The sequence below is a fragment of the Bradyrhizobium sp. MI1.3 genome (genome assembly GCF_055811695.1).
Genome location: NZ_JBVVPQ010000011.1, coordinates 1 through 25,785, shown reverse-complemented (window position 1 = coordinate 25,785; position 25,785 = coordinate 1). Strand labels below are relative to the sequence as shown.

Annotated in this window: 23 protein-coding genes; 10 read left to right on the top strand and 13 right to left on the bottom strand. The window is 64.3% G+C overall.

The annotated features are described in order from the left end of the window. Window positions 1-77: 77 nt before the first annotated feature. Genes AC0L3A_RS10340 through AC0L3A_RS10330 form a run of 3 tightly spaced genes read right to left on the bottom strand, consistent with a single transcriptional unit; the run spans window position 78 to window position 2,275 of the window. Entirely contained in the window at window positions 78-878 is an 801-nt protein-coding gene (locus AC0L3A_RS10340; RefSeq protein WP_007594092.1) for an SDR family NAD(P)-dependent oxidoreductase, read from the bottom strand. 1 nt (window position 879) lies between these two features. Further along, window positions 880-1,434 (bottom strand): carboxymuconolactone decarboxylase family protein, encoded by a 555-nt coding sequence (locus AC0L3A_RS10335; RefSeq protein ID WP_007594091.1) that lies wholly within the window; start codon window positions 1,432-1,434, stop codon window positions 880-882. Window positions 1,435-1,453: 19 nt separating this feature from the next. Further along, entirely contained in the window at window positions 1,454-2,275 is an 822-nt protein-coding gene (locus AC0L3A_RS10330; RefSeq protein WP_246649457.1) for an SDR family NAD(P)-dependent oxidoreductase, read from the bottom strand. A gap of 224 nt (window positions 2,276-2,499) precedes the next feature. Here AC0L3A_RS10330 and AC0L3A_RS10325 point away from each other — a divergent pair, with 224 nt between their 5' ends. The 4 genes from AC0L3A_RS10325 to cyoD are packed head-to-tail and all read left to right on the top strand — an operon-like array spanning window position 2,500 to window position 6,350. Continuing rightward, a complete protein-coding gene (locus AC0L3A_RS10325) occupies window positions 2,500-3,333 on the top strand; it encodes a cytochrome ubiquinol oxidase subunit II family protein (RefSeq protein ID WP_354129416.1) in 834 nt (277 codons plus the stop codon). Further along, window positions 3,323-5,323, top strand: coding sequence for a cytochrome o ubiquinol oxidase subunit I (gene cyoB / locus AC0L3A_RS10320; RefSeq protein ID WP_473254360.1), 2,001 nt, complete (start codon window positions 3,323-3,325; stop codon window positions 5,321-5,323). The genes AC0L3A_RS10325 and cyoB overlap by 11 nt, the downstream gene beginning before the upstream one ends. Next, window positions 5,323-5,964 (top strand): cytochrome (ubi)quinol oxidase subunit III, encoded by a 642-nt coding sequence (locus AC0L3A_RS10315; protein ID WP_473254299.1) that lies wholly within the window; start codon window positions 5,323-5,325, stop codon window positions 5,962-5,964. The genes cyoB and AC0L3A_RS10315 overlap by 1 nt, the downstream gene beginning before the upstream one ends. Further along, window positions 5,961-6,350 carry a cytochrome o ubiquinol oxidase subunit IV gene (gene cyoD / locus AC0L3A_RS10310; RefSeq protein ID WP_007594086.1) on the top strand — a complete coding sequence of 130 codons (390 nt, stop codon included), beginning with the start codon at window positions 5,961-5,963 and terminating at the stop codon, window positions 6,348-6,350. The genes AC0L3A_RS10315 and cyoD overlap by 4 nt, the downstream gene beginning before the upstream one ends. A 219-nt stretch (window positions 6,351-6,569) precedes the next feature. On the opposite strand, the gene AC0L3A_RS10305 is transcribed toward cyoD, so the two are convergent. After that, a complete protein-coding gene (locus tag AC0L3A_RS10305; RefSeq protein ID WP_007594078.1) occupies window positions 6,570-7,358 on the bottom strand; it encodes a thermonuclease family protein in 789 nt (262 codons plus the stop codon). Window positions 7,359-7,554: 196 nt separating this feature from the next. Here AC0L3A_RS10305 and AC0L3A_RS10300 point away from each other — a divergent pair, with 196 nt between their 5' ends. From AC0L3A_RS10300 to AC0L3A_RS10285, 4 genes are all read left to right on the top strand, one after another. After that, a complete protein-coding gene (locus AC0L3A_RS10300) occupies window positions 7,555-9,153 on the top strand; it encodes a GMC family oxidoreductase (RefSeq protein WP_354129414.1) in 1,599 nt (532 codons plus the stop codon). A gap of 7 nt (window positions 9,154-9,160) precedes the next feature. After that, window positions 9,161-9,610, top strand: coding sequence for a gluconate 2-dehydrogenase subunit 3 family protein (locus AC0L3A_RS10295; RefSeq protein ID WP_473254298.1), 450 nt, complete (start codon window positions 9,161-9,163; stop codon window positions 9,608-9,610). Between the two features lie 91 nt (window positions 9,611-9,701). Further along, window positions 9,702-10,721: a S1C family serine protease gene (locus AC0L3A_RS10290; RefSeq protein WP_354129412.1), complete on the top strand. Its 1,020-nt coding sequence runs from the start codon at window positions 9,702-9,704 to the stop codon at window positions 10,719-10,721. A 59-nt stretch (window positions 10,722-10,780) separates the two neighbouring features. Beyond that, window positions 10,781-12,505 carry an FAD-dependent oxidoreductase gene (locus AC0L3A_RS10285; protein ID WP_473254297.1) on the top strand — a complete coding sequence of 575 codons (1,725 nt, stop codon included), beginning with the start codon at window positions 10,781-10,783 and terminating at the stop codon, window positions 12,503-12,505. 140 nt (window positions 12,506-12,645) lie between these two features. Here AC0L3A_RS10285 and AC0L3A_RS10280 read toward each other — a convergent pair whose 3' ends face one another. Then, window positions 12,646-16,122: an indolepyruvate ferredoxin oxidoreductase family protein gene (locus AC0L3A_RS10280; RefSeq protein ID WP_473254296.1), complete on the bottom strand. Its 3,477-nt coding sequence runs from the start codon at window positions 16,120-16,122 to the stop codon at window positions 12,646-12,648. 757 nt (window positions 16,123-16,879) lie between these two features. Here AC0L3A_RS10280 and AC0L3A_RS10275 point away from each other — a divergent pair. Both AC0L3A_RS10275 and AC0L3A_RS10270 read left to right on the top strand, forming a co-directional pair. Then, window positions 16,880-17,581: a cysteine hydrolase family protein gene (locus AC0L3A_RS10275; RefSeq protein WP_007594065.1), complete on the top strand. Its 702-nt coding sequence runs from the start codon at window positions 16,880-16,882 to the stop codon at window positions 17,579-17,581. A 10-nt stretch (window positions 17,582-17,591) separates the two neighbouring features. Beyond that, entirely contained in the window at window positions 17,592-19,247 is a 1,656-nt protein-coding gene (locus AC0L3A_RS10270) for a regulator (RefSeq protein ID WP_473254295.1), read from the top strand. Here the strand turns inward: AC0L3A_RS10270 and AC0L3A_RS10265 are convergent, their stop codons facing one another. The 8 genes from AC0L3A_RS10265 to AC0L3A_RS10230 form a co-directional block, all read right to left on the bottom strand. Next, window positions 19,248-20,072 carry a carbohydrate ABC transporter permease gene (locus tag AC0L3A_RS10265; protein ID WP_219682782.1) on the bottom strand — a complete coding sequence of 275 codons (825 nt, stop codon included), beginning with the start codon at window positions 20,070-20,072 and terminating at the stop codon, window positions 19,248-19,250. Further along, window positions 20,069-21,007, bottom strand: a complete 939-nt coding sequence (locus tag AC0L3A_RS10260; RefSeq protein WP_473254294.1) for a carbohydrate ABC transporter permease — start codon at window positions 21,005-21,007, stop codon at window positions 20,069-20,071. Before AC0L3A_RS10260 ends, AC0L3A_RS10265 begins: the two co-directional genes overlap by 4 nt. Beyond that, on the bottom strand, window positions 21,004-22,326 hold the full coding sequence (locus AC0L3A_RS10255) for an ABC transporter substrate-binding protein (RefSeq protein WP_219682781.1): 1,323 nt from the start codon (window positions 22,324-22,326) through the stop codon (window positions 21,004-21,006). The genes AC0L3A_RS10260 and AC0L3A_RS10255 overlap by 4 nt, the downstream gene beginning before the upstream one ends. 78 nt (window positions 22,327-22,404) lie before the next feature. Continuing rightward, a complete protein-coding gene (gene soxA, locus AC0L3A_RS10250; RefSeq protein WP_473254293.1) occupies window positions 22,405-23,184 on the bottom strand; it encodes a sulfur oxidation c-type cytochrome SoxA in 780 nt (259 codons plus the stop codon). Beyond that, window positions 23,181-23,498, bottom strand: a complete 318-nt coding sequence (soxZ, locus tag AC0L3A_RS10245) for a thiosulfate oxidation carrier complex protein SoxZ (protein WP_219682779.1) — start codon at window positions 23,496-23,498, stop codon at window positions 23,181-23,183. Before soxZ ends, soxA begins: the two co-directional genes overlap by 4 nt. Further along, window positions 23,498-23,965 (bottom strand): SoxY-related AACIE arm protein, encoded by a 468-nt coding sequence (locus AC0L3A_RS10240; RefSeq protein WP_473254292.1) that lies wholly within the window; start codon window positions 23,963-23,965, stop codon window positions 23,498-23,500. Before AC0L3A_RS10240 ends, soxZ begins: the two co-directional genes overlap by 1 nt. An 8-nt stretch (window positions 23,966-23,973) precedes the next feature. Next, window positions 23,974-24,420: a sulfur oxidation c-type cytochrome SoxX gene (gene soxX, locus AC0L3A_RS10235; protein ID WP_007594053.1), complete on the bottom strand. Its 447-nt coding sequence runs from the start codon at window positions 24,418-24,420 to the stop codon at window positions 23,974-23,976. Then, the gene (locus AC0L3A_RS10230) at window positions 24,413-25,684 is read right to left on the bottom strand and encodes an FCSD flavin-binding domain-containing protein (protein ID WP_473254291.1); all 1,272 of its coding nucleotides are present in this window, start codon (window positions 25,682-25,684) and stop codon (window positions 24,413-24,415) included. The genes soxX and AC0L3A_RS10230 overlap by 8 nt, the downstream gene beginning before the upstream one ends. Between the last annotated feature and the right edge of the window lie 101 nt (window positions 25,685-25,785).

Here is a 25,785-nt window from a genome sequence, read left to right as displayed (position 1 = left end):
GAGAGAACCCCTCATCCGGCGCTTCGCGCCACCTTCTCCCGCAAGGGGAGAAGGAAGAGGCACTGCGCTTGCGGCGCCTACCCCCGTCTCACACTCGCCCCGCCATCCACCGGCAATGTCACGCCCGTGATGAAATTGGCCTCGTCCGACGCCAGGAACAGCGCGGCATTCGCGACGTCCCACCCCGTGCCCATCTTCCTGCGCAGCGGCACCTTGCTGTCGCGCTCGGCTTCGACTTCGGCGCGGGTCTTGTGCCATTCGCGGGCGCGGGTGTCGACGGCCATCGGCGTGTTCATCAGGCCCGGCAGGATGACGTTGGCGCGGATGCCGTGTTCCGCGTTCTGGTAGGCGAGCTGTTCGGTGAAGGCGATCATCGCCGACTTCGTCGCCTTGTAGGCGACATAGGGATAGGTGGTGATCGCCGCCATCGAGGAGATGTTGATAATCGCGCCGCTTCCTTGCGCGCGCATGATCGGGATCACCTCTTTCGCCGCCCAAATGCAGCTCTTCAGATTGATCGCGACGATACGGTCGAAGGCTTCCTCGGTGATCTGAAGCAACTCGGCGTCGCCGCCGGACAGGCTGACGCCGACGTTGTTGTGCAGCACGTCGATCCGGCCCCAGCGCGCCTGCGCGTCCGCGACCATCGCCTCGATGTCGGCGATCTTGGTCACGTCGGCCTTGAACGCCGCGGCGGTGCCATGCTTCGCGGCGATCATGGCGGCGGTTTCCTGTGCCGATTCCAGATGATGATCGACGCACAGCACCTTGGCGCCCTCGCGCGCGAAGGTCAGTGCGGTGGCGCGGCCGTTGCCCATGCCTTCGCCGGGGCTCTGGCCGGCGCCGACGATAATCGCAACCTTGTCCTTCACGCGCATGTCAGTTCACTCCCGGGATCGGGTACTGCTGGAGTACCTCTTTGTAATATGGCTCGTTGTCGATCTTCATGGTGGCGAGCACGCGCACCACGCCGCAATAGAAGGCGATGGTCAGCACGAGGTCGACCATGTGCTCGTCCGAGAGATGCTGCCTGATCTCGGTAAAGGTTGCGTCCGACATCGCGAGCTCGCGTACCATCTCGCGGGCACCTTTCAGGATCGCCTTCGCCTGTGGCTCGAGCGTCGAGGGTTTGCCGTCGGTCTCAGCCATCAGGCCGGCGATGTCATCGTCGGTGACGCCGAACTCCTTGCCGATCTTCACGTGGTGAGTGAACTCGTATTCCGATTTCTCCATCCAGCCGACCTGGAGGATCGCAAGCTCCCGCAGGCGCGGGTCGAGCTTGCTCTTGAAGCGAATGTATCCGCCGATGCCGTTGAAGGCGCGCGCCATCTCCGGCGAGTTGACCAACAGCTTGTGCAAATTGGTGTTGCGCTTGAGCATGTCGCGATATTCGGGCGCGACCTGGTCGGCCTCGAGATAGGGCAGGCGGGCCATCCCTGTGTTTCCTTCCTTGCTAGTGTTCTTGTGACTCGCGTTCGGGCGCTTGCAGCGTCACCCCGCCGTCCACCAGCAGCACCTGTCCGGTGATATAGCGCGCAAAATTGCTGAGCAGGAATTTGACGGCGTGGCCGACGTCCCAGCCGGTGCCTTCCGTTTTCAGCAAAGACGCCTTGGCCCGCTGAGCGCGCGCCTGTTCGCTCATGCCGCGGCCATAGACCATCGGCGTGTACATCGGCCCGGGGCAGATGCAGTTGACGCGGATGTTGTCGCGGCCGTGATCGACCGCCATCGCGCGGGTGAGACCGATGATGGCGGCCTTCGATGTCGTGTAGCTCGTGAGCCCGCGCGGCCGCAGCGCCGAGATCGACGAGATGTTGACGATCGCGCCGCCCCGCGCGGTCTTGATCATCGCAGGGATCGCGTGTTTGGAGAGCAGGAACATGCTCTCGACATTGACCTGCATGACGCGGCGATACTGCTCGGGCGCTTCGTCCACCACGCTGCCGCGGCTGCCGATGCCCACATTGTTGTCGAGGAAATCGAGCCGGCCCCAATGGTCAAGCGTGGCTTCGACCAGCGTCCTGCAATCGCTCTCGCTGGTGACGTCACCGCCATGCGCCGCGGCCGTGCCGCCTTCGGCTGCGATCATCTCGACGGTTCGTTCAGCGAGCTTGAGCTCGCGATCGGCCACCAGAACTTTGGCGCCGGCGCGGGCCAGCAGAATTGCGGCCGCGCGGCCGTTGCCAATGCCGTCGCCCGCAGCGCCGCCGCCGGTGACCAGCGCCACCTTGCCGGCGAGACCGGGATCGTCCTCGAGCCCCTGCATGTCGTTCATCCCGAATATTTTCGTGCACTCTAGCAATCGCCCCGAGCGGAGAGAAGGGCCGGGCTCCAGCTTTCATGTCATTGACATCGCATGGAATTGCATGCCGCCGCGCGAGAAGGGCGAACGATCGACCTGCCCCGTTAGGAACCGACCTCACACGATCGCGTTTGCTGCCGGAGCCGTTCCCACGTTAGGCTCTGTCCCGGGGCTTCCCAACCGCCAGTGGCTTGCCGATGAATCTGCTCGATCCACAAGGGCCTGTGGCTGCGGCCAACAGCACCATCCTGGTCGATTCCGTCTTCATCATGCTCGCGATCGTGGTGCCGACCATTTTCGCGATCCTGGCTTTTGCATTCTGGTTTCGCGCCTCGAATCCGAAAGCAAAATTTCAGCCGGACTTCGTCTATTCCGGGCGGGTGGAAATGGTGGTGTGGGCGATCCCCGCGCTCACCGTGATCCTGCTCGGCGGCGTCGCCTGGATCGGCTCGCATCAGCTCGATCCCGCAGCACCCGTGCCTGGCACCGGCAGCCCGGTCCGCATTCAGGCCGTCTCGCTCGACTGGAAATGGTTGTTCATCTATCCGGACCAGCGCATCGCCACCGTCAACACCCTGACGGTGCCGGCGGGCGCCGAACTGAATTTCCAGTTGACGTCGTCAAGCGTGATGAACACGTTCTTCATCCCGCAGCTCGGCAGCATGATCTACACCATGAACGGAATGGTGACGAAGCTGAACCTGCGCGCCGACAACGAGGGCAAGCTGCAGGGCCTGTCGGCCCATTTCTCCGGCGACGGGTTTCCGGACATGATGTTCGACGTCAACGTGATCTCGCCGCTCGCCTTTCCGGATTGGGTGGCGACCACGGCGAAAAGCGATGCCGTCCTCAATGAGGACAGCTACAAGAAGCTGATGCAGCAGGGCGTCGAGAAGGGCAGGCCGACCTACCGGCTCGACGATCCCCGGCTGTTCGACCTGATCGCGACCCAGCACATTCCGCCGGGGCCGGGCCCGGAGCTCGCATCTGAAGCAGGCCGTGCGCAAAGTGGAGGCCATGATGCTCGGTAAACTCGACTGGTCGGCGATCCCGTTCGACCAGCCTATACCGCTGATCGCGGGCGCCGTGGTGTTGGTCGGGATTCTCGCCGTGCTGGCCTGGGTCGTGGTGAAGGGACATCTGCCCTATCTCTGGCACGAGTGGATCACCAGCGTCGATCACAAGCGGATCGGCGTGATGTATATCCTGCTGGCGTCGGTGATGCTGCTGCGCGGCGGCAGTGACGCCATCATGATGCGGATCCAGCAGGCTGTCGCCTACCAGTCGCAGGGCTATCTGCCACCGGAGCACTACAACCAGATATTCTCCGCGCACGGCACCATCATGATCTTCTTCGTGGCGATGCCGTTCGTCATCGGGCTGATGAATCTCATCGTGCCGCTCCAGCTTGGCGTGCGGGATGTCGCTTTCCCGACGCTCAATTCGGTCGGCTTCTGGCTGACAGCGACCGGTGCGCTGCTGGTCAATCTCTCGCTCGTGATTGGCGAGTTCGCCCGCACCGGCTGGCTCGCGTTTCCACCGCTGTCGGAACTGTCCTACTCGCCGGGCGTCGGTGTCGACTATTACGCGTGGTCGCTGCAGATATCCGGCGTCGGCACGCTGGTGGCCGGTATCAATCTCGTGACGACGGTGCTGAAGCTGCGCACCAAAGGCATGAACTATCTGCGCATGCCGATGTTCTGCTGGACCACGTTGGCCTCGAATCTTCTCATCGTCGCGGCCTTCCCGATTTTGACCGCCACCCTCGCGATGCTGCTGCTCGACCGCTATCTCGGCTTCCACTTCTTCACCAACGAGGCCGGCGGCAATGTCATGATGTTCATGAACCTGATCTGGGCCTGGGGACATCCCGAGGTCTATATCCTGGTGTTGCCGGCCTTCGGCATCTTCTCCGAGGTGGTTTCGACCTTCTCCGGCAAGGCGCTGTTCGGCTATCGTTCGATGGTGCTGGCGACCATGGCGATCTGCGTCATCTCCTTCATGGTCTGGCTGCATCACTTCTTCACGATGGGCGCGGGCCCCGACGTCAACGCCATCTTCGGCATCGCCAGCATGATCATCGCGATACCGACCGGGGTGAAGATCTACAACTGGCTGTTCACGATGTATGGCGGCCGCATCCGCTTCGAGACGCCGATGCTGTGGTCGATAGGCTTCATGGTCACCTTCATTATCGGCGGATTGACGGGCGTGCTGGTCGCGGTGCCGCCGGCCGATTTCATCCTCCACAACAGCATGTTCCTGGTCGCGCACTTCCACAACGTCATCATCGGCGGCGTGCTGTTCGGCGCCTTCGCCGGCTTCGAATACTGGTTTCCGAAGGCGTTCGGCTTTCGCCTCAACGACCGCTGGGGCAAGCTCGCGTTCTGGTTCACTTTCCTCGGCTTCTATGTCACCTTCATCCCGCTCTACGTCGCCGGCATGCTGGGCATGACGCGGCGCATGCAGCACTATGACGTCGCGGCGTGGCGGCCCTGGATGCTGGTTGCAGCCGTTGGCATGGCCGTGCTGACGATCGGCGTGATCTGCCAGATCATGCAGCTCGTGGTCAGCATCCGCAACCGCGAGGCCCTGCGCGACCACACTGGCGATCCCTGGGACGGCCGCTCGCTGGAATGGGCGACGTCGTCGCCGCCGCCGGTCTTCAACTTCGCTTTCAATCCCGATGTGCGCGGCGAGGATGCCTATTGGGATCTGAAGGCCCATGCCAAGCAGCAATCGCTCCAGCATGATGCGCCCGAGTATCGTGACATCGAGATGCCCAGGAACTCGCCGACCGGGTTCGTCTGCGCGTTCTTCGCCACGGTCATGGGCTTTGCGCTGATCTGGCACATCTGGTGGATGGTGATTTTGGGCGGTATCGGAGCGTTCGCGACCTTCGTCGTGTTCGCCTGGCGCGACCATGACGAATACGTCATTCCGGCCGAGGAAGTCGCGGCGATAGACCGCGTCAATCTCGAGGAGCGGCGCAGTCTTGTCAGCATGGCGGGGACAGTCTGATGTCAATGACCGCGACCGCCGGCCGTGCGCACGCCGATCCCCACCACATCGGGCTCGTCATCGAGCATCCCGGCCCGGCGCCGAAGCGAATCGTGACCGCCTATGGCTTCTGGATCTTCCTGCTCTCCGACATCGTGATGTTCTCCTGCTTCTTTGCGGCCTATGCGGTGCTGTCTGACCAGACCGCCGGCGGCCCGAAGGGTTCGGAGATATTCGAGCAGCGAAACGTCGCGATCGAGACGGTCTGCCTGCTGCTGTCGAGCTTCACCTGTGGCATGGCGAGTATCGCGGCCGATGTGCGCAACCGGCTCTGGTTCTATCTCGGGATGGCCGTGACGTGTTTGCTCGGCCTCATCTTTCTGGTCATCGAGTTTCGCGAGTTCGCCGATCTCGTCGCGCGAGGCTATGGCCCATCGCGCAGCGCGTTCCTGACTGCGTTTTTCTCCCTGGTCGGCTGCCACGGCCTCCACGTCTCGGCCGGCATATTGTGGCTCCTCACCATGATGGCCCAGGTCTTCGCAAAGGGTTTTCGTGCCGACGTGCTGCGCCGGATGATGTGCTTTGCGTTGTTCTGGCATGCACTCGACATTGTCTGGGTCGGGGTCTTCTCCGTCGTCTATTTGCTTGGGAGCGGCGTATGAGCGATCAGGCACATATGCGGACCGAACACGACCTCGCGCCGGGCGAGGAAGAGCAACACAGTGTCGGCACCAGGATTCTCGGCTATGTGGTCGGTCTCGTGCTTGCGCTGCTGCTGACGGCGACCTCGTTCTTCATCGCCGGCACGGATCTGGTCTGGCAGCCTTCCATTCCCGTCGCGCTGATCGTGCTGGCGATCGCGCAAATGGGCGTGCACCTTGTGTTCTTCCTGCACATCACCACCGGCCCCGATAACACCAACAACGTGCTGGCGCTCGCCTTCGGGCTGCTGGTCGTGTTCCTGGTGGTCGGTGGCACCGTCTGGATCATGGCGCATCTGAATGCGAACATGCCAGCCATGGATCAGATCATGCCAATGCGCCGCTAGCGCATTATGCAAAAAAGAAGAGCCGCTTGTTGTGACAAGCGGCCCAAGTCTAGGGAGGAAACGCCCGAGCAAAGCAATCGGGCCAGAGCCGGATTGCCGCCAAGGAAACGCTCGCGCAAAGCGCTCGCGTACGCTTACAAATGCAGAAACTCTCGATGGAGTTCAATTCCGGATGAATACTGTCTCCGGCTTGCGCTCACGGCTGCGTGATGAGCTTCGTCATTTCGGCCGTCGGCAATTGTAGGCCTTGCGGAAGCCCGCAGCCTGGGCGTCGTCTTCCGAGCAGAACCAGCGATCCGGCTTGGTGGTCGCGGGGTAGCTCGGGCAGCCCCGTAAATGGTAGATGCCGATATTGCCGGTCACGCGCGCGCGCACCGCAAGCTTGCCCTTGATGCCACAGCTCGGCGGCATCGTCAGATCCTCGGGAAATAACGCCGCGCGAATCTCCTTGTCGCGGTCGGCGCGGCAGGCGGCGCCCAGCAGCGCGCCATCCTTCTTGCCGGTGCGGAATTCTTGCGGTGCGACAAAGCAGCCCTTCCAAATTCCGGCCGAGGTCGATTTTGCGTCGGCCGCGGCCGACTTGACGTTCGCCTTGACCGGCTCGCGGGCAATGGCATAGCCGAGCTTGACCAGCTGCTCGTTCAAGCTGGTCTTGTCGCCTTCGGCCGTGCAGATCGCGCGGTGCCGCTTGCCGAAACTCTTTTCCGGTCCGACATCGTCGCAACGCACCGATCGCTTGCCAATCAGCTTGGCGAGCTGATCTCGGGCCTCGATGCCGCAGGTCCAGGGATCGGCGTGATCGTCGATGCAGACCTGGTCCAGCTCGGGTGCGTCGACGCCGTCGAGACGATAGGTGACGTCGCCGAGCTGAATGGCGTTGCCGTCGCGGACCGTCGCTGCGGCGGTCAGCGCGGAGGCGGGGCCGGTGGTGCCCAGAAATCCGGACAGGGCGAGAAAGGAAACGAACGCAAAAGCGCGGGCGCTGGCAAAGGAGTTTCGGAAGGACATAAGGTCTCGCTATCGATGGCTCGTGCGCCTTGTTCCTAGCATCCGGATGTGGCGATACCAATGGTCTGCGCCCCGCGAAGTGCGACATTCCGGCCTCGTGGCTTTACTCGGCCGTAGCTCTGATCCTATCGTTCGCCGGCCTTGCAGAGCGGAGGCCGAATCGCCCGGGAAGCGGCGAAGGGAGGAAAATTTCGCGATGAAAGACCCCGTGGACGTCCTGATCATCGGCGCCGGCGCTTCAGGCGCGGCGGTGGCGTGGTCACTGGCCGAGACCAAGATGCACATTCTCTGCCTGGAGCAGGGCGGCTGGATGAACCCGGCGGAATATCCCAGCACGGGCCGGGACTGGGAGGCCAAGTTCTACGGCGAGTGGTCGTCCAGCCCCAACGTCCGCGGCCGGCCCGAGGACTATCCGATCAACGACGACAATTCGCCGATCAAGGTCGTCAACTACAATGCGGTCGGCGGCTCGACGGTGATGTACACCGCGCACTGGCCGCGGTTGCATCCTTCCGATTTCAAGGTGAGGACGCTCGACGGCGTCGCGGACGACTGGCCGATCGACTACGACGCACTGACCCCGTTCTTCGAAGAGAACGACCGGATGATGGGCACGTCCGGCCTGTCGGGTGACCCGCTGTCACCGCTGACGCATCCGCCGATGCCGCAACAGCCGCTCGGATTGTCCGGTGCGATCATCGGCAAGGCCATGAACAAGCTCGGCTGGCACTGGTGGCCCTCGGACACGACGGTCGCGACCATGGACTACGAGGGCCGCGCGCGCTGCATCAATCTCGGCCATTGCACGCCGGCCTGCGCGCAAGGCGCTAAATCCTCGACGGACATCACCTATTGGCCGCACGCGGTCCGCGCTGGCGTCGAGCTGCGTACGCACTGCCGGGTGCGCGAGATCACCACGGACGAGAACGGCATGGCCACCGGCGTGGTCTACTACGACAAGGACGGCGTCGAGCAGTTCCAGCCGGCGCATGTCGTCATCATCGCCTGCAACGGCGTCGGCACGCCGCGACTGCTGCTGAACTCGGCGTCGAACCGCTTTCCGAACGGGCTTGCCAATTCGTCGGGCCTCGTCGGCAAGAACCTGATGTTCCATCCCTATGCGCAGATCTACGGCTATGTGAAGGAGCCGACCGATAGCAACCGCGCGCCGCCGACCTGCCTGTGGAGCAAGGAATGGTATGACACGGACCTCTCGCGCGGCTTCGTGCGCGGCTACGGCGTCCAGTTCGTGCGCGGCGCCGGGCCGGTGTTCGAGGCTGTCGTCAGCGAGCAGAAGGGCATTTTGCCGTGGGGCGCCGATCATCACCGCATCTTCCGCAAGCTCAACGGCCACCGGCTCGGCTTTTCCGCGATTTGCGAGGACCTGCCGGAGGAGCACAACCAAGTCACGCTCGATCCGGTCTTGAAGGATGGCCACGGCATTCCCGCGCCGAAGATCAATTACACGATCAGCGAGAACAGCCGCAAGATGATGGAGCATGCGCTGGCGCGCGGCCGCGAGATTCTCGAAACGGCGGGAGCGACCGACATCTGCGTCAACTCGCCGATCCCCTGGGGCGGCTGGCACCTGCTCGGCACGGCACGCATGGGCACCGATCCCGAACGCTCCGTCGTCAACGAATGGGGCCGCACGCACGACGTGAAGAACCTCTTCATCGTCGACGGCAGCATCTTCGTCACCTCGGGCGGCGTGAATCCAACGTCCACCATTCAGGCCCTCGCGCTCTACATCGCCGACCAGATGAAGCAGCGCCTCGCCAACCTCTTTGACTGAGGCCGTCATGTCCGCAGACAATCAACTGACACGCGCCCAGCGCGACGACCTCCGCACCATCGCCGCGATGATCGTTCCCGCGAGCGATGAGTACAAGGTGCCGGGCGCCGACGACCCCGCGATCCAGGCCGACATGCTGGCGACGCTCGGACGTGACGCCGAATTGGTGGTGGCGGCGCTGGACTATCTGGCGCGGCTCGCGGGCCAGCCGTTGACTGAGCTCGATGCGGCGAAGCGCGATGCGGTGGCGCAGGAGTTTCGCAGTTCCGGCGGTGCGGCTGCGGCCACGCTCGTCCGCGTGGTGCTGCAATGCTACTACCGCGACGATCGGGTGCTGCGCTCGCTCGGTCTCGAACTGCGCGCACCTTTTCCCAAGGGCTACGTGCTCCCGGACGGCGACTGGTCGCTGCTCGATCCGGTCAAGGCAAGGGCAGGCACGCTGCGGCGAGTGCCCTAGCCACCTGGGCAGTCCAGCCTTGCGCCCCGGACGGGTCCCTTGCGCCTGACGGAGCAGGCCACCATCTGTGTGAGCCTCAAGGACTCCTATCATGCTGGATTTCACCTCAGATATCGTCGATGGCGCCGCGTCATCGCGAACGGAAGCGGCCGCTCCGGTCGATGACCGGGCCCTGCTGGACGCCTATTCCAATGCCGTAATCGACGTGACCGAGCGCGTCGGTCCAGCCGTCGTGCGCGTCGAGACGGGACCAAAAGTGCCGAACGGCCGCGAGCGCGGCGGGCTCGGCTCGGGCATCGTGATCTCGCCGGACGGGCTCGTTCTCACCAATAGCCACGTGGTCGGCTCGTCGAAGGAGATCCGGCTACGCGACGTTGAGGGCCATGTCGGCGACGCCCGGGTGCTCGGCGTCGATCCCGACACTGATCTTGCGTTGCTTCGCGCCAACGGTGTGCGGGACTTGCCCTATGCGGCGCTCGGCAACTCCAAGACCTTGCGGCGCGGCCAGCTCGTCATCGCGATCGGCAATCCGCTCGGCTTTGAATCGACCGTCACTGCCGGCGTGGTCTCGGCGCTCGGGCGCTCGATCCGCTCGGTCAGTGGCCGCACCATCGAGGACGTGATCCAGACCGATGCTGCGCTCAATCCCGGAAATTCGGGCGGGCCGCTGGTGTCGTCGAATGCCGAGGTGATCGGCATCAACACCGCGATCATCAATGGCGCGCAAGGGATCTGCTTTGCGGTCGCCAGCAACACCGCGCAGTTCGTGCTGTCGGAGATCATCCGCCACGGCTATGTCCGTCGCGCCTATATCGGCGTGGCCGGCCAGACCGCGCCGATCCCGCGGCGGCACGCGGTGCTGGCCGGCGTCGAGAACAAAATGGGCGCGCTGCTGGCGCAGATCGAGCCGGACGGGCCGGCGGCGAAGGCGGGCCTGTTGTCCGGCGATGTCGTGATCGGCCTCGACGGCGTCGAGATCAACGGCGTGGACGATCTGATCCGTGTGCTCGACCGCGACCGGATCGGCCGGCGGCTGGCTATGGACGTGCTGCGGCTCGGCCGCCTGCGGGCGATCGAGATCGACCCGGTCGAGCGCAAGCCGGCGCGCTAGCGTGCGGGCGCCCAAGCGGGGTATGACGGTGTCATGGCTCGCTTCGGGAACCCCGCCGCATGATGCCGGCGCATGAGACCTACGATGTCATTGTCGTCGGCGCCGGCGCCGGTGGCATAACGGCCGCGGCCGTCGCCGCCGCCGAAGGCCTGCGCGTGTTGGTGATCGAGAAGACCGCCTTCGTCGGCGGCACCACCGCGTGGTCCGATGGCATGGTCTGGATTCCCGCCAATGCCAAGATGAAAGAGGCGGGGCTCGCCGACAGCGTCACGGACGCCGTGCAATATTTGTCGAGCACAGTGCCCGAGCTCGCCCATGCGGGCCTGCGCGCCGCCTTCCTCGCGCGCGGACCGGAGGCGGTCGCCTATCTCGAAGCCAACACGCAAGTGCGCCTCCAGCCGGTGAAAGCCTGTCCGGACTATTATCTGGAGCGGCTGGGCGCGACCGCGGGCGGGCGCGTGCTCGAGCCGGTCGTCTTCGACGGCACGCGGCTGGGCGCGCATTTCGCGCGGCTGCGCGCACCGCTGCCGGAGTTCACGCGATTCGGCGGGATGATGGTCAACCGCCTCGACATCCCGCATCTGCGCCGGGCCGGAAGATCGCTGCGCTCGACTGTTCGCGCGATGCGGCTGGTTTCGGAGTATGCGTGGCAGCGGCTGCGGAGCTCGCGCGGCACGACGCTGCATCTCGGCAATGCGCTCGCCGCACGGCTGTATGCCTCGCTGCTGGCGCGGCAGGTTGAGATCCTCTTTAGCGCGGACGTCGAAGGCCTGTCTATGCAGGGCGAGCGCGTCGGCGGTGTAATTATCCGTCATGGCTCGCGCGATCGCCTGATCGCCGCGCGGCGCGGTGTGGTGCTCGCGACCGGCGGCTTTTCGCACGACGCGACCTTGCGAAAACACTTCTTCCCACCCGCGGCCGGATTCATCTCGGCGACCCACACGTCCGCTACTGGCGACGGGCTCCGCCTTGCGACTGCAACCGGCGCCGCGCTCAATACGGATGCGACGAGCCCGGCCTATTGGGTGCCGGCCTCGCTGTTCCGGCGCGCCGATGGGAGCCGAGGCGTTTTCCCGCACATTGTGACCGACCGCGCCAAGCCCGGCGTGATCGCGGTCAATGCAGCCGGCCGGCGCTTCGTCAACGAGGCGCTGTCGTACCACGAGTTCGTGCTCGCCATGCTGCGCGATGGCAATGGCGACCCGGACCGGCCGTTCTATCTGATCTGCGACCGTCCGTTCCTGTGGAGCTACGGCCTAGGCCGTATCAGGCCGTTCACGCGCAATATCAGGCGCTATGCGGCGGGCGGCGAGTTAATCGAGGCCGCTGATATCGCGCAGCTCGCAGCGAGGATCGGCATCAAGCCGTCGACACTCGCGGCGACGATCGCAAACTACAATTCCGATGCGAAGGACGGCCGAGATCCGGAATTCGGTCGCGGCAGCACCATCTATCAGCGATATCTCGGCGATATCAGCCATAAGCCGAACCCCTGCGTCGCGCCCATCCTCTGCGCGCCGTTCTTTGCGATGCGCATCTATCCAGCCGATCTCGGCACGGCGATCGGCATGAAGGTCGATGCCCAGGCGCGCGTGTTGCGCGAGGATGGCACGCCGGTTACGGGCCTCTACGCCTGCGGCAACGACATGGGCTCGATCATGAACGGCAATTGCCCCGGGCCGGGCATCGCGCTCGGGCCGGCGCTGACATTCGGCTACATCGCGGGAAGGCATCTGGCGGAGGGGAGTGTGGCAGCGATGGGCACGGCCACAGCCTCAGTTTAACCATCCCCACCGCTGTCATGCCCCGCGAAGGCGGGGCATCCAGTACGCCGCAGCCCATCGGACTAATCACAACCGCCTCGGAGTACTGGATCGCCCGCCTTCGCGGGCGATGACACCGAGAATGTAGCACCAGTCTTCCGCTACTCCGCCGCCACCGCAAAGCGGCTGTTCTCCAGTTCCGCTTCCAGCCGCGCCTTCTCCGCCGCCGCCACCTTGATGTTGGCTTCTTTGATATGCCCGAAGCCGCGGATCGTCTCCGGCAGCCGCGCGAGCCTCGCCAATAGCGGGATCTGCTCCGCTTTCAGCCCGGCGATCCGCTGATCGATCATGTCGAGATAATCCGCGACCAGCTTCCGCTCGGTCCGGCGCTCCTCGGTGCGGCCGAACGGATCGAACGCGCCGCCGCGGAGGAATTTCAGTTTGGCCAGCACGCGGAAGGCGTGGATCATCCAGCCGCCGAATTCCTTCTTCTGGAGATGTCCGGTGGTCTTGTCGCGCTGTGCGAAGATCGGCGGGGCCAGATAGAACTTCAGCTTGAAGTCGCCGTCGAATTTCTCCGAGACCTTCTTGGAGAAGCTGCCGTCGGTGTAGAGCCGCGCGACCTCGTACTCGTCCTTGTAGGACATCAGCTTGAACAGGTTTTTCGCGACAGCTTCGGTCAACTCCGTGGATGACGGCGAGACCGCCTTCTCCGCCTTCCGCACCTTGGCAACGGCCGCGAGGTAGCGGTCCGCGTAGGCCTTGTCCTGATAGCCGGTCAAAAACTCGGCGCGCGTCGCGATGATGTCGTCGAGCGACTTCGCCGGCGTGGAGGCCCGGCTCCTGAACTGCAGAACGCTGCGCACCCGCGACATGTCGTGGGCGGCGAGACGTCCCCAGGTGAAGGCGAGCTTGTTCATCTCGATCGCGGCGCCGTTGATCTCGATGGCGCGGAGCAGCGCTTCCAGCGACAGCGGGATCGCGCCCTTCTGGAAGGCGAAGCCGAGCATGAAGGGATTTGTCGCGATCGAATCGCCCATCAGCGCGGAGGCAATACCTGTGGCGTCGATGATGTCGAGGTTGTTGTCGCCGACGGCGTCGCGCAGCACGGTCTGCATCGTGCCCATCTCGAAATCGAGATCGGGGTTTTGCACGAAGCTCGCGGTCGGCTGGAGATCGGCATTGATATACGCTTTCGTGGTTCCGCGTTCGGCGCGGCTGAGCGCCGAGGGACCTGCCGAGACGATCATGTCGCAGCCGAGGATGACGTCCGCGCCGCCGGTGGTGATCCGGACCGCGGAGATGTCTTCCGGCTTCGCGGCGATGCGCACATGGCTCATCACCGCGCCGTTCTTCTGCGACAGACCGGTGAAATCCAGCGCCGAGCAGCCGCGGCCGTCAACATGGGCGGCCATGCCGAGCAGCGCGCCGATGGTGATGACACCGGTGCCGCCGATGCCGGTGACAAGGATGTTGTAGGGGGCGTCCAGCTCACGCGCGGGTGGCAGCGGCAGGTCGACAAACAGCTGGCCTGAGTCGACTGTCGATGTCTTGATCCGCTTGAGCGTGCCGCCATGCACGGTGACAAAACTCGGACAAAAGCCCTCGACGCAGGAAAAGTCCTTGTTGCAGTTCGACTGGTCGATCTGGCGCTTGCGGCCGAACTCGGTCTCCAGCGGCTGCACCGAGACACAGTTCGAGGCTTGCGAGCAGTCGCCGCAGCCTTCGCAGACCAGCTCGTTGATGAAGGCGCGCTTGGCGGGATCCGGATACAGCCCGCGCTTGCGGCGGCGGCGCTTTTCCGCGGCGCAGGTCTGGTCGTAGACGATGACCGTAAGGCCCTTGATGTCGCGCAGCTCGCGCTGAACGGCGTCAAGCTCGCGGCGATGATGGATGGTCGCGCCTTGCGGGAAGTAATTGCCGTCAGGGTACTTGGTGGGATCGTCGGAGACGATCGCGAGGCGCTTGACGCCCTCGGCCCAGACCTGTTGAGCGATCTGGGCAACGTTGAAGCCGCCCTCGGCCGGCTGGCCGCCGGTCATCGCGACGGCGTCGTTGTAGAGGATCTTGTAGGTGATGCTGATGCCGGCGGCCGATGCCGCGCGAAGGGCAAGCAGTCCGGAATGGGTGTAGGTGCCGTCGCCGAGGTTCTGGAAGATGTGCTGCTCGGTGGTGAAGGGCGCTTGTCCGATCCAGTTCACGCCCTCGGCGCCCATATGCGAGATCAGATCGGTGCGGCGGGTCGGCATGCTCAGGGCCATGCCGTGGCAGCCGATGCCGGCCATGGCGCGGCTTCCCTCGGGCACGCGCGTCGAGGTGTTGTGCGGGCAGCCCGAGCAGAAGAATGGCGTGCGCGCCAGTTTGATTTGCTGGGAGGCCGGAACAGGAGTGTCGAAGGCCTCGAGCCGGGCGAGGCGCTGCTCAAGCACCGGGCTGTGGTGGCCGAGCTTGCGCAGCCGCGCCACCAGTGCGGCTGCAACGACGGTCGGCGTCAGTTCGCCCTCGCTCGGCAATAGCGGCGCGCCTCGCTCGTCGCGTTTTCCCGTCACGGTCGGGCGCCGGGACGCATCGATGTTGTAGAGGATGCGCATCAGCTGGTCTTCGATGAAACCGCGCTTCTCCTCGACCACCAGCACGTCCTGAAGCCCTTCGGCGAAGCGCTTGGCGCCGGTTTCCTCGAGCGGCCAGGTCAGTGCGACCTTGTAGATGCGCAGGCCCAAATCCTGCGCATCCTTGTCGGTGATGCCCAGATCGGCCAGCGCCTGCCGCAGATCGAGATAAGCCTTGCCGGTCGCGACGATGCCGAGCCGTGCCGGCCTGGAGTCGAGCACGATGCGATCGAGCTGGTTGGCACGCGCAAAGGCCTGCACCGCCGCCATCTTCGGGCCGAACAGGCGCCTCTCGGCGTCCAGCGGCGGATCGGGCCAGCGGATGTTGAGGCCGCCGGGCGGCATCTCGAAATCGTTGGGGAGCTTGATCTGGATGCGTTCGGGATCGCTGTCAATCGAGGCCGAACTCTCCACGGTCTCGCTGATCGCCTTGAAGCCGACCCAGCAGCCGGAGAAGCGCGACAGCGCAAAGCCGTAGAGGCCGAGGTCAAGATAGTCCTGCAGTGTCGCTGGGTTGATCACAGGGATCAGCGCCGCTGCGAAGACCTGCTCGCTCTGGTGCGCCAGTGTCGAGGACTGGCAGCCGTGGTCGTCGCCGGCGAGCGCGAGCACGCCGCCGTTGAGCGAGGTGCCGGCGGCATTCGCATGCTTGAGCGCGTCGACCGAGCGATCAACGCCCGGCCCCTTGCCGTACCAAATGCCGAACACGCCATCGACCTTCGCGCCGGGAAACAGGCCGACCTGCTGGCTGCCCCAGACGGCGGTCGCCGCGAGGTCCTCGTTCAAGCCGGGAACGAAGGCGATGTCGTGCTGCTGGAGGTGTGACTTCGCGCGCCACAATGCGTGGTCGTACATGCCGAGCGGGGAACCGCGATAGCCCGAGATGAAGCCGCCGGTGTTGAGGCCCTGAAGCCGGTCGCGTTCGCGCTGCAACATGGGCAGGCGGACCAGCGCCTGCGTGCCAGACAGGAAGATCCGCTTCGATTCGAGCCGGTATTTGTCGTCCAGCTCGACCTGCATCAGCGTCATTCGGAAGTCCTCGTCTCTTGTTTGGCTTTTCTTCGACTTGGGGTTTGCGCTGCGGGAGGGAGGAGCGGCTGCGCGACGCGAATTGTGACAGTCAAAGGCATGCACAGGCGAAGTCAATATCGCTGGCCGCATCCGTGGCGCTCCTGCTGGTCATGGCTTGCTTGCGGAGGACATCGTGACTGCAAGCGCGCTCGACACTGAGATCACGGAGACAGCTGAGGCTCCGATCGGGCCATGGCGCCACCCGCGCCAGATGCTCCAAGCAGAGGTATTGCGCGGTACGGCCGATATCGTTGCTGCGCCGACAGCCCTCGACGTCTTCGCGAACTCATGCCGCTGGCGACCCCATGATCCTCAAGACCTGAAGGTCGCTCTACATGACGACGCTGAAGGCCTCTTGCGCGCACCATGGGGAGGAGCATCGGGGGCTGTATGGAGCGGGTCGCTAGCGCCACCTTCGTCGTTCCGGGGCGCGCGTCGCGCGAGCCCGGATCGATTTCAGCGCGTGTTTAGCCGCCCGATGGATTCCGGGTTCGACGTTACGCATCGCCCCGGAATAACGACGGAGAGCGCTCATCCTTTGGGCAAATGCACGCCGCAAAGCCGCCGCACAGCGAATAAGCAGACCCCGGCTTTCCTAATAACATTCTGACAGCGCAGTAAATTTTCCTGCGCCGTCGGCTTAATCGCAATTGTACACAATGGCATGGCGCTTGCAGAACTCCTGCAGAGAGAGTTCTCGCGGGGGCCTTGAGTCATGTTGAACTCAACCAAGCCGACACTGGGTGTCATCAGCGCCGAACCGGAGCCGGTCAAGCTCGACTGGCCGGCCACCGCGCTTCTCATCATCGACATGCAGCGCGACTTCATGGAGCCCGGCGGTTTCGGCGAGACGCTGGGCAACGACGTCAGCCAGCTCGCGCGTGCGGTGAAGCCGATCGGTGCCGTGCTGAAGGCCGCGCGGGATACCGGCATGCTGGTGATCCACACGCGCGAGGGCCATCTGCCCGATCTCTCCGACGCGCCGCCGGCGAAAGTCGAGCGCGGCGCGCCATCCCTTCGCATCGGCGACCCCGGTCCCATGGGACGCATTCTCATTCGCGGCGAGGCCGGCCACGACATCATCCCGGAACTCTATCCGCTCGACAGCGAGATCGTGATCGACAAGCCCGGCAAGGGCGCATTCTACGCCACCGAGCTCACCGACGTGCTGGAGAAATACGGCATCGAAAATCTGCTGGTGTGCGGCGTCACCACCGAAGTGTGTGTCAACACCACCGTGCGCGAGGCCAACGACCGCGGCTATCGCTGCGTCGTCATCTCGGACGGCTGCGCGTCCTACTTCCCCGAATTTCACGAGATGGGCCTGAAGATGATCAAGGCCCAGGGCGGCATCTTCGGCTGGGTCGCAAGCTCAGCCGCGGTTCTGGAGGCGATGAAGATTTCCACATCAGCGTAGGGGCATCACCATGAGCACAAGCACGACGGGGACGGCCGGCACCTTCGAGTTCAAGCCGGCACTATGGACACCGGGCGACTGGAACGCGTTTTTCGGCTTCGGCACCAACATCCTCGTCAACATGCTGGTGCTCACGGGCCTGCTGCGCTTCGTCCTGAAGATGCCTGACAGTCTCGTGTTCGGCCGCATCCTTCCCGCACTCGGGTTGATGATGTGCCTTTCCACCTTCTACTACGCGTACCTCGCCTATCGTCTCGCGCAGAAGACCGGTCGCAACGACGTCTGTGCGTTGCCGTCAGGCGTCAGCGTGCCGCATATGTTCATCGTCACCTTCGTGATCATGCTGCCGATCACGATCAAGACCGGCGATCCGCTCAAGGGCTGGTCGGCCGGCCTGGTCTGGGTGTTCTTCCAGAGCTTCATCCTGATGATCGGCGGGTTCATTGCGCCTTTCATTCGAAAAATCACGCCGCGCGCGGCGCTGCTCGGTACGCTCGCCGGCGTCTCCGTCACCTTCATCTCGATGCGACCGGCGCTCGAAATGTACATGACGCCACAGATCGGCCTGGTCTGCTTCGCCATCATCCTGGTGAGCTGGTTCGGCGGCGTGAAATATTGGCGCGGCATTCCCGCCGGTCTCGTTGCGATCGCGGTGGGCATGGTTATCGCCTGGGGCTCGAACCTGTTCGGCCTTGGTCTCGGCGGGCTCAGCGTCAAGGGCGTCAGTGATGCCTTCGCGAATTTCGGCTTCTCGGTGCCGATCCCGGCGGTGGGCTACGTCTTCTCCGGATTCGAATTCCTTGGCGTCATCCTGGTCACTGCCATTCCGTTCGGCATCTATGATCTCGTCGAGGCCATGGACAATGTCGAGAGCGCGGAAGCCGCCGGCGACGAATATCCGACCACGCGCGTGCTCACCGCCGACGGAATCGTCAGCCTGATCGGCTGCCTGATGGGCAACCCCTTTATCAACGCCGTCTATATCGGCCATCCCGGCTGGAAGGCGATGGGCGGCCGCATCGGCTATTCGGCCGCGACCGGCATCATGGTGGTGGTGCTGGCCTGGTTCGGCATCATCTCGGTGCTGCTGGCGCTGGTCCCGGTCGTCGCGATCTCGCCGATCCTGCTCTATATCGGCATGCTCATTGGCGCGCAGGCGTTCCAGACCACGCCGGTCAAGCACGCGCCCGCGATCGTGCTGGCGCTGACGCCGCATTTGGCCGCCTGGGCCAAGCTCCAGATCGACACCATGCTGGGCTCGACCATGAACGCGGCTGCGACCGTCGGCGGAATGGCCGCCGACAAGGCCGACGCGGTCAAGGCTGCCGCGATCGCCGCGTTGCCGCAGCAGGGCGTGTTCTATCACGGACTCGAAGTGATGGGCGGCGGCTCCATCCTCGGCGGCCTGATCCTGGGTGCGATCGGCGTCTTCATCATCGAGCGCGACTTCGAGAAAGCCTCGGCATTCGCGCTGGTTGGTGCGGTCCTGACTTACTTCGGCTTCATGCACGGCGAAGCCGTCGGCGTCGGCGGCGGATTTGGCGTCACGCCCGCGGTCGCGTTCGCCTATGCCGTGATGGCCGCCGGTCTGTTCGCGGCCAGCAGGCTCGGCGCGAGCGAGCCTTACATGCCGCACGCGGACATGCGCGCGGCACCGGCGGAGTAGCTACCCGCCCTTGACGGCACCAGCGGTGAGCCCGGCGACGATCTGTCGCTGGGCGAACACCGTCAGCAGCAGCACCGGGAGGGTGACGATCAGCGCGGCGGCCGCGAGCGGCCCCCAGCTCAACTGGTCGAACGAAATCATGTTGTAGACGGCGACCGGCAGGGTGCGGGTCTCGCGTCCGGCCAGCACGATGCCGAACACAAAGTTGTTCCAGGAGAAGATCACGGCCAGGATGAAGGCGACGGCGATGCCGGGCTTGGCGATCGGCAGGGCAACGTGCCGAAAGACCTGCCAGCGCGTGGCGCCGTCGATGAGGGCTGCTTCTTCCAGCTCCATCGGCGTCGTTTCGAAATAGCCGATCATGATCCAGATCACGATCGGCACCGTGACCACGAGGTGGATGATGATCTGCGGCACCAGCGTGCCGAGCAGTCCCAGCCATTGAAACATGAGAAACAGCGGGATCAGATAGGACAATCCCGGCGTGATACGGGCGATCAGGATCACGATCGCAGATTTGTGCGCGGCCATCCGCGCGATGCCGTAGCCGGCGGGAACGCCGACGAGCAGCGCAAGCAACGTCGCGCTGCCGGTCACGATCAGGCTGTTGATGAAATAGGTCAGGAAGCGGTTGGAGGCGAGCACGTCGGCATAGTTCTTCCAGGCGACATGCTCGGGGAAGAACACCGGCGGGTAGGCGGCGTTGTCGATCTCGAATTTGAGCGACAGCGACAGCATCCAGAGAAAGAACAGGATCGCCGGCGACACGATGACGAACACCGAGAACCACAGGCCGATCTTGCCGACGATTTGCCTTGGAGTCATGTGCCGCTCGCGATCTCGGTCCACAGCATGCGCTGGCGCGCGTAGAGCATCACCGCCGCAAGCAGGACGATCAGCAGGAAGAACACGACAGCAATCGCCGAGCCGTAGCCGAGGTCGTAGTAGGAGAAGGCGACGCTGTAGAGATAGATGTTGATCGTCTCCGACGCCGATCCCGGTCCGCCCTGGGTGATTGCGAAAATGATGTCGAAGCTCTTCACGGCGTCGATCATGCGGATCATGCCGGCGATGAACAGGAACGGCATGATCAGCGGCAGGGTGATGAAGCGGAACACCTGCCAGATGCTGGCGCCGTCGATCTGTGCGCTTTCATAAGGCTCGGTCGGGATCGCGGCGAGGCCGCCGAGCACGATCAGCATGACCAGCGGCGTCCATTGCCAGGTCTCGACCAGTACCAGCGAAGGAATGACGGTCGCGGGATGGAATACCCAGAGCTGCGCAGGGATTCCGACCAGTGACAGCAGATAGTTCAGCACGCCGAGTTGCGGGTGGAACATCATGGTCCAGACCAGCGCGATCGCCACCGGCGTCGCCATCATCGGCATGATGAAGACGCCGCGCAGAAAGCCGCGGCCGGGAAATTTCTGGTGAAACACCACGGCCGCAAACGTGCCGAGCACGAGCGGCAGCAGCACGGACAATATGGTGTAGACCAGTGTATGTCCGACGGCCTCGATGAAGCGGGGATCGCTCGTCAGCCGCAGATAATTGGACAACCCGACGAAGGTGGTCGAGGAGCCGACCTTCCACTCGTTCAGGCTCATCCAGATCGTGAAGACCCACGGGAAGATGATGATCGCGATCACGACGACCAGCGCCGGCACCACGAACGGCCAGTACGACGGCGGCCGCAACTCTTTCTCCGGCGCGACATCAGACTGTGCCGCGCCCGGAGTCGATTGTGTCAACGCACTCACGCCTTCTCGCTACGCTCCAGGATCGGCCGGTACTGATCGTTGGCCTTCTTCAGCTCGGCGGCAGGATCGGCGCCGGACAAGGTCGCAGTGACGGCCGCGCCGACGATGTCGCGGAATTCGGCGACCGGGATCACGACGGGCAGGCCCAGCTTGCTGATCTTGCCGGAATCGATCACCGATTGCAGCCACTCCTTGGTCTTGACGCCCTTCTGGACCTCGGCATCGCCAAGGATCGAGTTGCGGAACGGGACGCCGCCGCCGGCCTGCAGCAGCCGCGCTCCTTGCGTTTTCGAGACCACCCATTGGCAGAGCAGATAGGCGGCTTCCTTGTTCTTGCTCGCAGCGGCAACGCCGATGCCGTCGCCATAGGTCGAGGAATATTGTCCCTTGGGGCCGGCGGGCACGACGGTGTAGCCGACTTTGCCGACAACGCGCGAGGCAGCCGGATCTTCCAGCGGCGGCGCCCAGCCGACGCCGTCGATCCACATCGCGGATCGGCCTTGCGTGAACGAGGCCATCGACTCCATCCAGTTAAAGCCGGCGACGCCTGGAGGTGCCGATTTGGTCAGGAGCGTCTGATACAGCTTGGTCGCGGCAATGGCTTCCGGACCGTCGGTCAGGATGTTGCCCTTGGCGTCGAGGAATTCTCCGCCATAGTTGAGGAAGAAGTTGCTCCACATCGCCATGTTGGCGTTGCGCAAGCCGCGCCCGACAAAGCCGTAGATGCCTTCCTTGGTATCGGTGAGCTTCTCGGCCGCCGCAGCCATCTCATCGAGGGTCTTGGGAACGGCGACGCCCTTCTTCTCGAACAGCTCCTTGTTGTAATAGAGGATGAAATAATCGACCGACCACGGCAGCGACAGCATCTGGCCCTTGTCGTTCCTGGCGTATTGCAGGCCCGCGGCCGAGAAGTCGCTCTCGACGAGATCGGGGGCGGTCAGCGCCGGGTCCTTCATGAAGGGGGTCAAGTCGGCGAGCCAGCCGGCCTTCTCGAACTGCCGCTTCTGCACGTGGTAGCTGAGATGGACGACGTCGAAGCTCGGACGGCCCGAGGTGAACTCGATCACCACCTTCTGGCGCTGCTGCTGCTCGGGAATCTGCTCCGCTTCGACCTGGATGCCGGTGAGCTCGGTGAACTCCTTGACGTATTTTTGCAGGTTGTCGCCGCGGGGCCCCTTGGCGAGGATCACCTCAAGCTTGGTCCCTGCGTATTTCTTCCAGTTCACCTCGGCGCGCGCCGGCATTCCCGTCAGGCCGAGCGCTCCAGCTGCGGCCGTGCCGGTCAAGAGCGTACGACGCGAGATTTTGTGGTTGACCACTTTAGGTCCCTCCCTGTGACTCAATTTGGGCGGATACTAGCGGCCGTTCCGCGTCTGCCTAGCCCTAATCTGTGGAATTCAGGGCCGCACGGCCGGCGTTTCCATCGGCAAGCCATGCGCTCGCGACATCAGATAGAGTTCGAGCGCGACCAGCTCGGGCGCGCCGAAATCATAGGCCTGGGCGCGGACACCTGTCATGCAGCTGCGTAGCCGGCGCTCCAGCGATCCCAGCGTCTGCCATTCCAGGCGATAAAGCGGATAGCCGGTCGGCTGTCCCTGCGTGATCGGCGCGCCGGCAAGTCGCTTGTCGAAATTGTCGTCGTGGCAATTGGTGCAGGCAAGGTTGAGCTGGCCCTCGCGCTGCATGAAGAGGTCGCGGCCCTGTTCGACGAATGGCTTCAGTTGCGGGTCGTCGCCAGCCGTGATCGCAGCGCCGCGCGATTGGTGCGCGACGAAGGCGGACAGGGCCAGCAGGTCGCGGCTCTCGTAGGGGAGCGCCGATGCCTGCTGATGATTGCTGCGGCACAGATTAATGCGCTGGTCGAGCGTGACGGGGCGCGCCAGCGCCTTGTCGAAAGCCGGATAGCGCGCGGCGACGCCTTTCATGCTGCCGCGTGCATCGCCATGGCAATCCGCACAGGCCTTGTCGGCGCTGCCGGTCCTCTTCGTCCACAACGCCTCACCATCGAGCACGAACAGCATCCCGGGATTTGAGGTGTCGTCATCCTGCATCGCGCGGGTGTCGGGCCCCATGAACGAATAGCCGGAGCGGCGCGCGTCCGGCAGAATCTCGCCGGCGAGCAGGGCAGGGCCGGTGGCGAGGAGCGCCGCGGCCGAGATCGTGCGCCAAAAACTCATTCGACCGTGATCGACGCCGATGCGCTGGACGAATAACCGTTATCGCCGATCCACTCGAACTCGAACTTGCCGCTCTCCTTCGCGACCGTGAAGAACGACAGATAGGGATTGGCCGCAATCGCCGGAAAGAGATCGGCGCGAAAAATCTCGGTGCCGTTATAGCGGCACGTAAAGCTCGTGATGATGTCGCGCGGTACCAGCGCCCCATCCGCGGTGTGGCGGAAGCCGGTCTCCATGATGTGCGAGGTCAACGTGCGGATCTCGATGATTTCGCCGCGTCTGGCTTTCGTGGGAACGTTGATGAGCGCAGCCATCAATTCATCTCCTCGGTGCAGGCGGCCAGCGTCACGACGATTTCGGTCGTGACCTGCCAGAACGTGTCGTCGGAAAGGCGCGCGATCGCCACCACCTTCTGGGTGTCGGCGAGCCGAATCCGGGTCGAGATTTGGGCGCGGCCGGAGGAGGGGCCGAGATGGAAGTTGCCGATGTTCGGCTGCGGGTTCTTCTCGTTGAAGACGTGAATGCTCTTGACGTAGTCGTCCGCCGTCATTGGGCTCGCGACGCTCACGGTCAGCGGCACCGTGTTGCCGTTCTCGACCAGCGGCGGAATGTCGAGCTTCACCTTGCCGGTGCGGACAGGTGCTTCGCCGACGACGTTGCGGATCGCGGCGGTGAGCATCGCCGGTGTCGCCTCGAGCGGCCGCAGCGTGAGGATCGGGATCGTCCCGGCGAACGTCACGCTTCCGGCAAGAGTCACGAATCGTCGTCGCGTGGTTGGCATGAACAGTCCTAGTCCCGAAGCGTTGCAAGAAAAGCCACGATGTCCTCGATCTCGGCGGCGGACAAGATCGGTTTGCCGGCGAAATTTCGCCCGACCCGCACGAGGTGGTCGGTGCGATAATAGGACGGCATGATGGTCTCAGGGTTGAAGCGCGCCGCATCGACCAGTCGAAGCCGCAACTGGCTCACCGTCCAGCGGTTCCCCGCACCCGAGAGGTCTGGCGCGAGGTCGCCCTGGAACCGGGTTTCGGGGAAGGGACCGGAATGGCAGAGGATGCAGGTCGTCGTGCGCGCGAGCACGAGCGCGCGCCCGCGCGCGGCATCGCCGGGCGCGCCGGTGAGCGATTCCGCGATGCCGTCGCCGACGACGTTGTAGGGCACAAGCTCGTCCGCGTTAGCAGCGCCGGCAACACTTGCGGCGATCAGCGCTGCGATATGGACCAATGCTCTAGCCAAAGGTGTCCGCCGTAATGGTTTGAAACCAGCGCTCGGCTTCAGCCGCCTCGCGGGCGCGCAATTCGCGCGGCGCATCGACGGGGCTGGTCGCTCCGCCCTCGACCTCGGCGAAGATGTCGCCCCTGGGCTGGTACTTGCCCGCGAGTGAAAAGCCGTAGCCGGGTGCGACGATGTTGTAGCAGACGCCTGTCAGTCGCGGCGTGTCTGGTGCGCGGCCGGCAAGGAGGTTCACGATCGCGGCAGCGCAGGCCTTGCCCTGTGCGCTTGCCGCGGATGCCGACTTGGGAATGCCCCCGCCGAGGCAGGCATCGCCGATGACGTGGATGTTCTGGACAAGTTTCGATTCGAAGGTAACGGGATCGATCGGGCACCAGCCGGTGGCATCCGCAGCGCCCGCGATCTCGGCGATGCGTCCCGCTCGCTGCGGCGGGACGACGTTGGCGACGTCAGGCGTGTAATTGCCGAACTCGGTGACGATGGTCTTTGTCGCGGGATCGATCGAGGTCACGCGGCCGCCTTGCGACAGCCCGATGCGTTCGATCATATCGCCGTACAGCTCTTTCCACGCCCTCTCGAACAGTCGCTGCTGGGAGAAGCTGTCCTTGGCGTCGAGGATCAAGACCTTTGAGCGTGGCTTCTTCGTTTTCAGGTAATGCGCGATCAGGCTGGCGCGCTCGTAAGGCGCCGGCGGACAGCGCGAGGGATTGGCGGGGATCGCAATGGCGACGGTGCCGCCGTCCGGCATTGCCTCCAATTGGCGACGCAGCAGCAGCGTCTGTGCGCCGGCCTTCCAGGCGTGCGGCATTTTTTCTGATGCCGCGTCGTCGTAGCCGGGCAGGGCTTCGAAATGGAAGTCGATGCCAGGAGAGAGGACGAGACGGTCATAGGGTAGCGCTACGCCATCGGCCGTCACGACGCTGCGCAGTTGCGGCTCGATTGTGGTTACGGCCTGGCTGATCACCGTGACGCCCTCGGCGGCGACCTTGTCATAGCCAAATTGCTGAGATTCGATGTCGCGCAGGCCGGCAATCACCTCGTTGCTGAAGGGGCAGGAGGTGAAGACCGCATTGGGTTCGATCAGGATGATTTGCAAGTTTGCCTGCGCGCGCTTCAGCGCGCGGGCGCACGCGGCGCCGCCAAAACCGCCGCCGACCACGACGACGCGGCCCGCCGATTGCGCGCGCAGGATCGAAGGGACGGCGAATGATGTGGCCGCGGCGGCGATGCCGAGGATGGCATCCCGCCGTGTCACCGGCGCATTCATGGGTCTTGTCCGGAAAGTGTGGCCGGGGGGGGGGGGGGGGGGGGGGGGGGGGGGGGGGGGGGGGGGGGGGGGGGGGGGTGGGGGGGGGGGGGGGGGGGGGG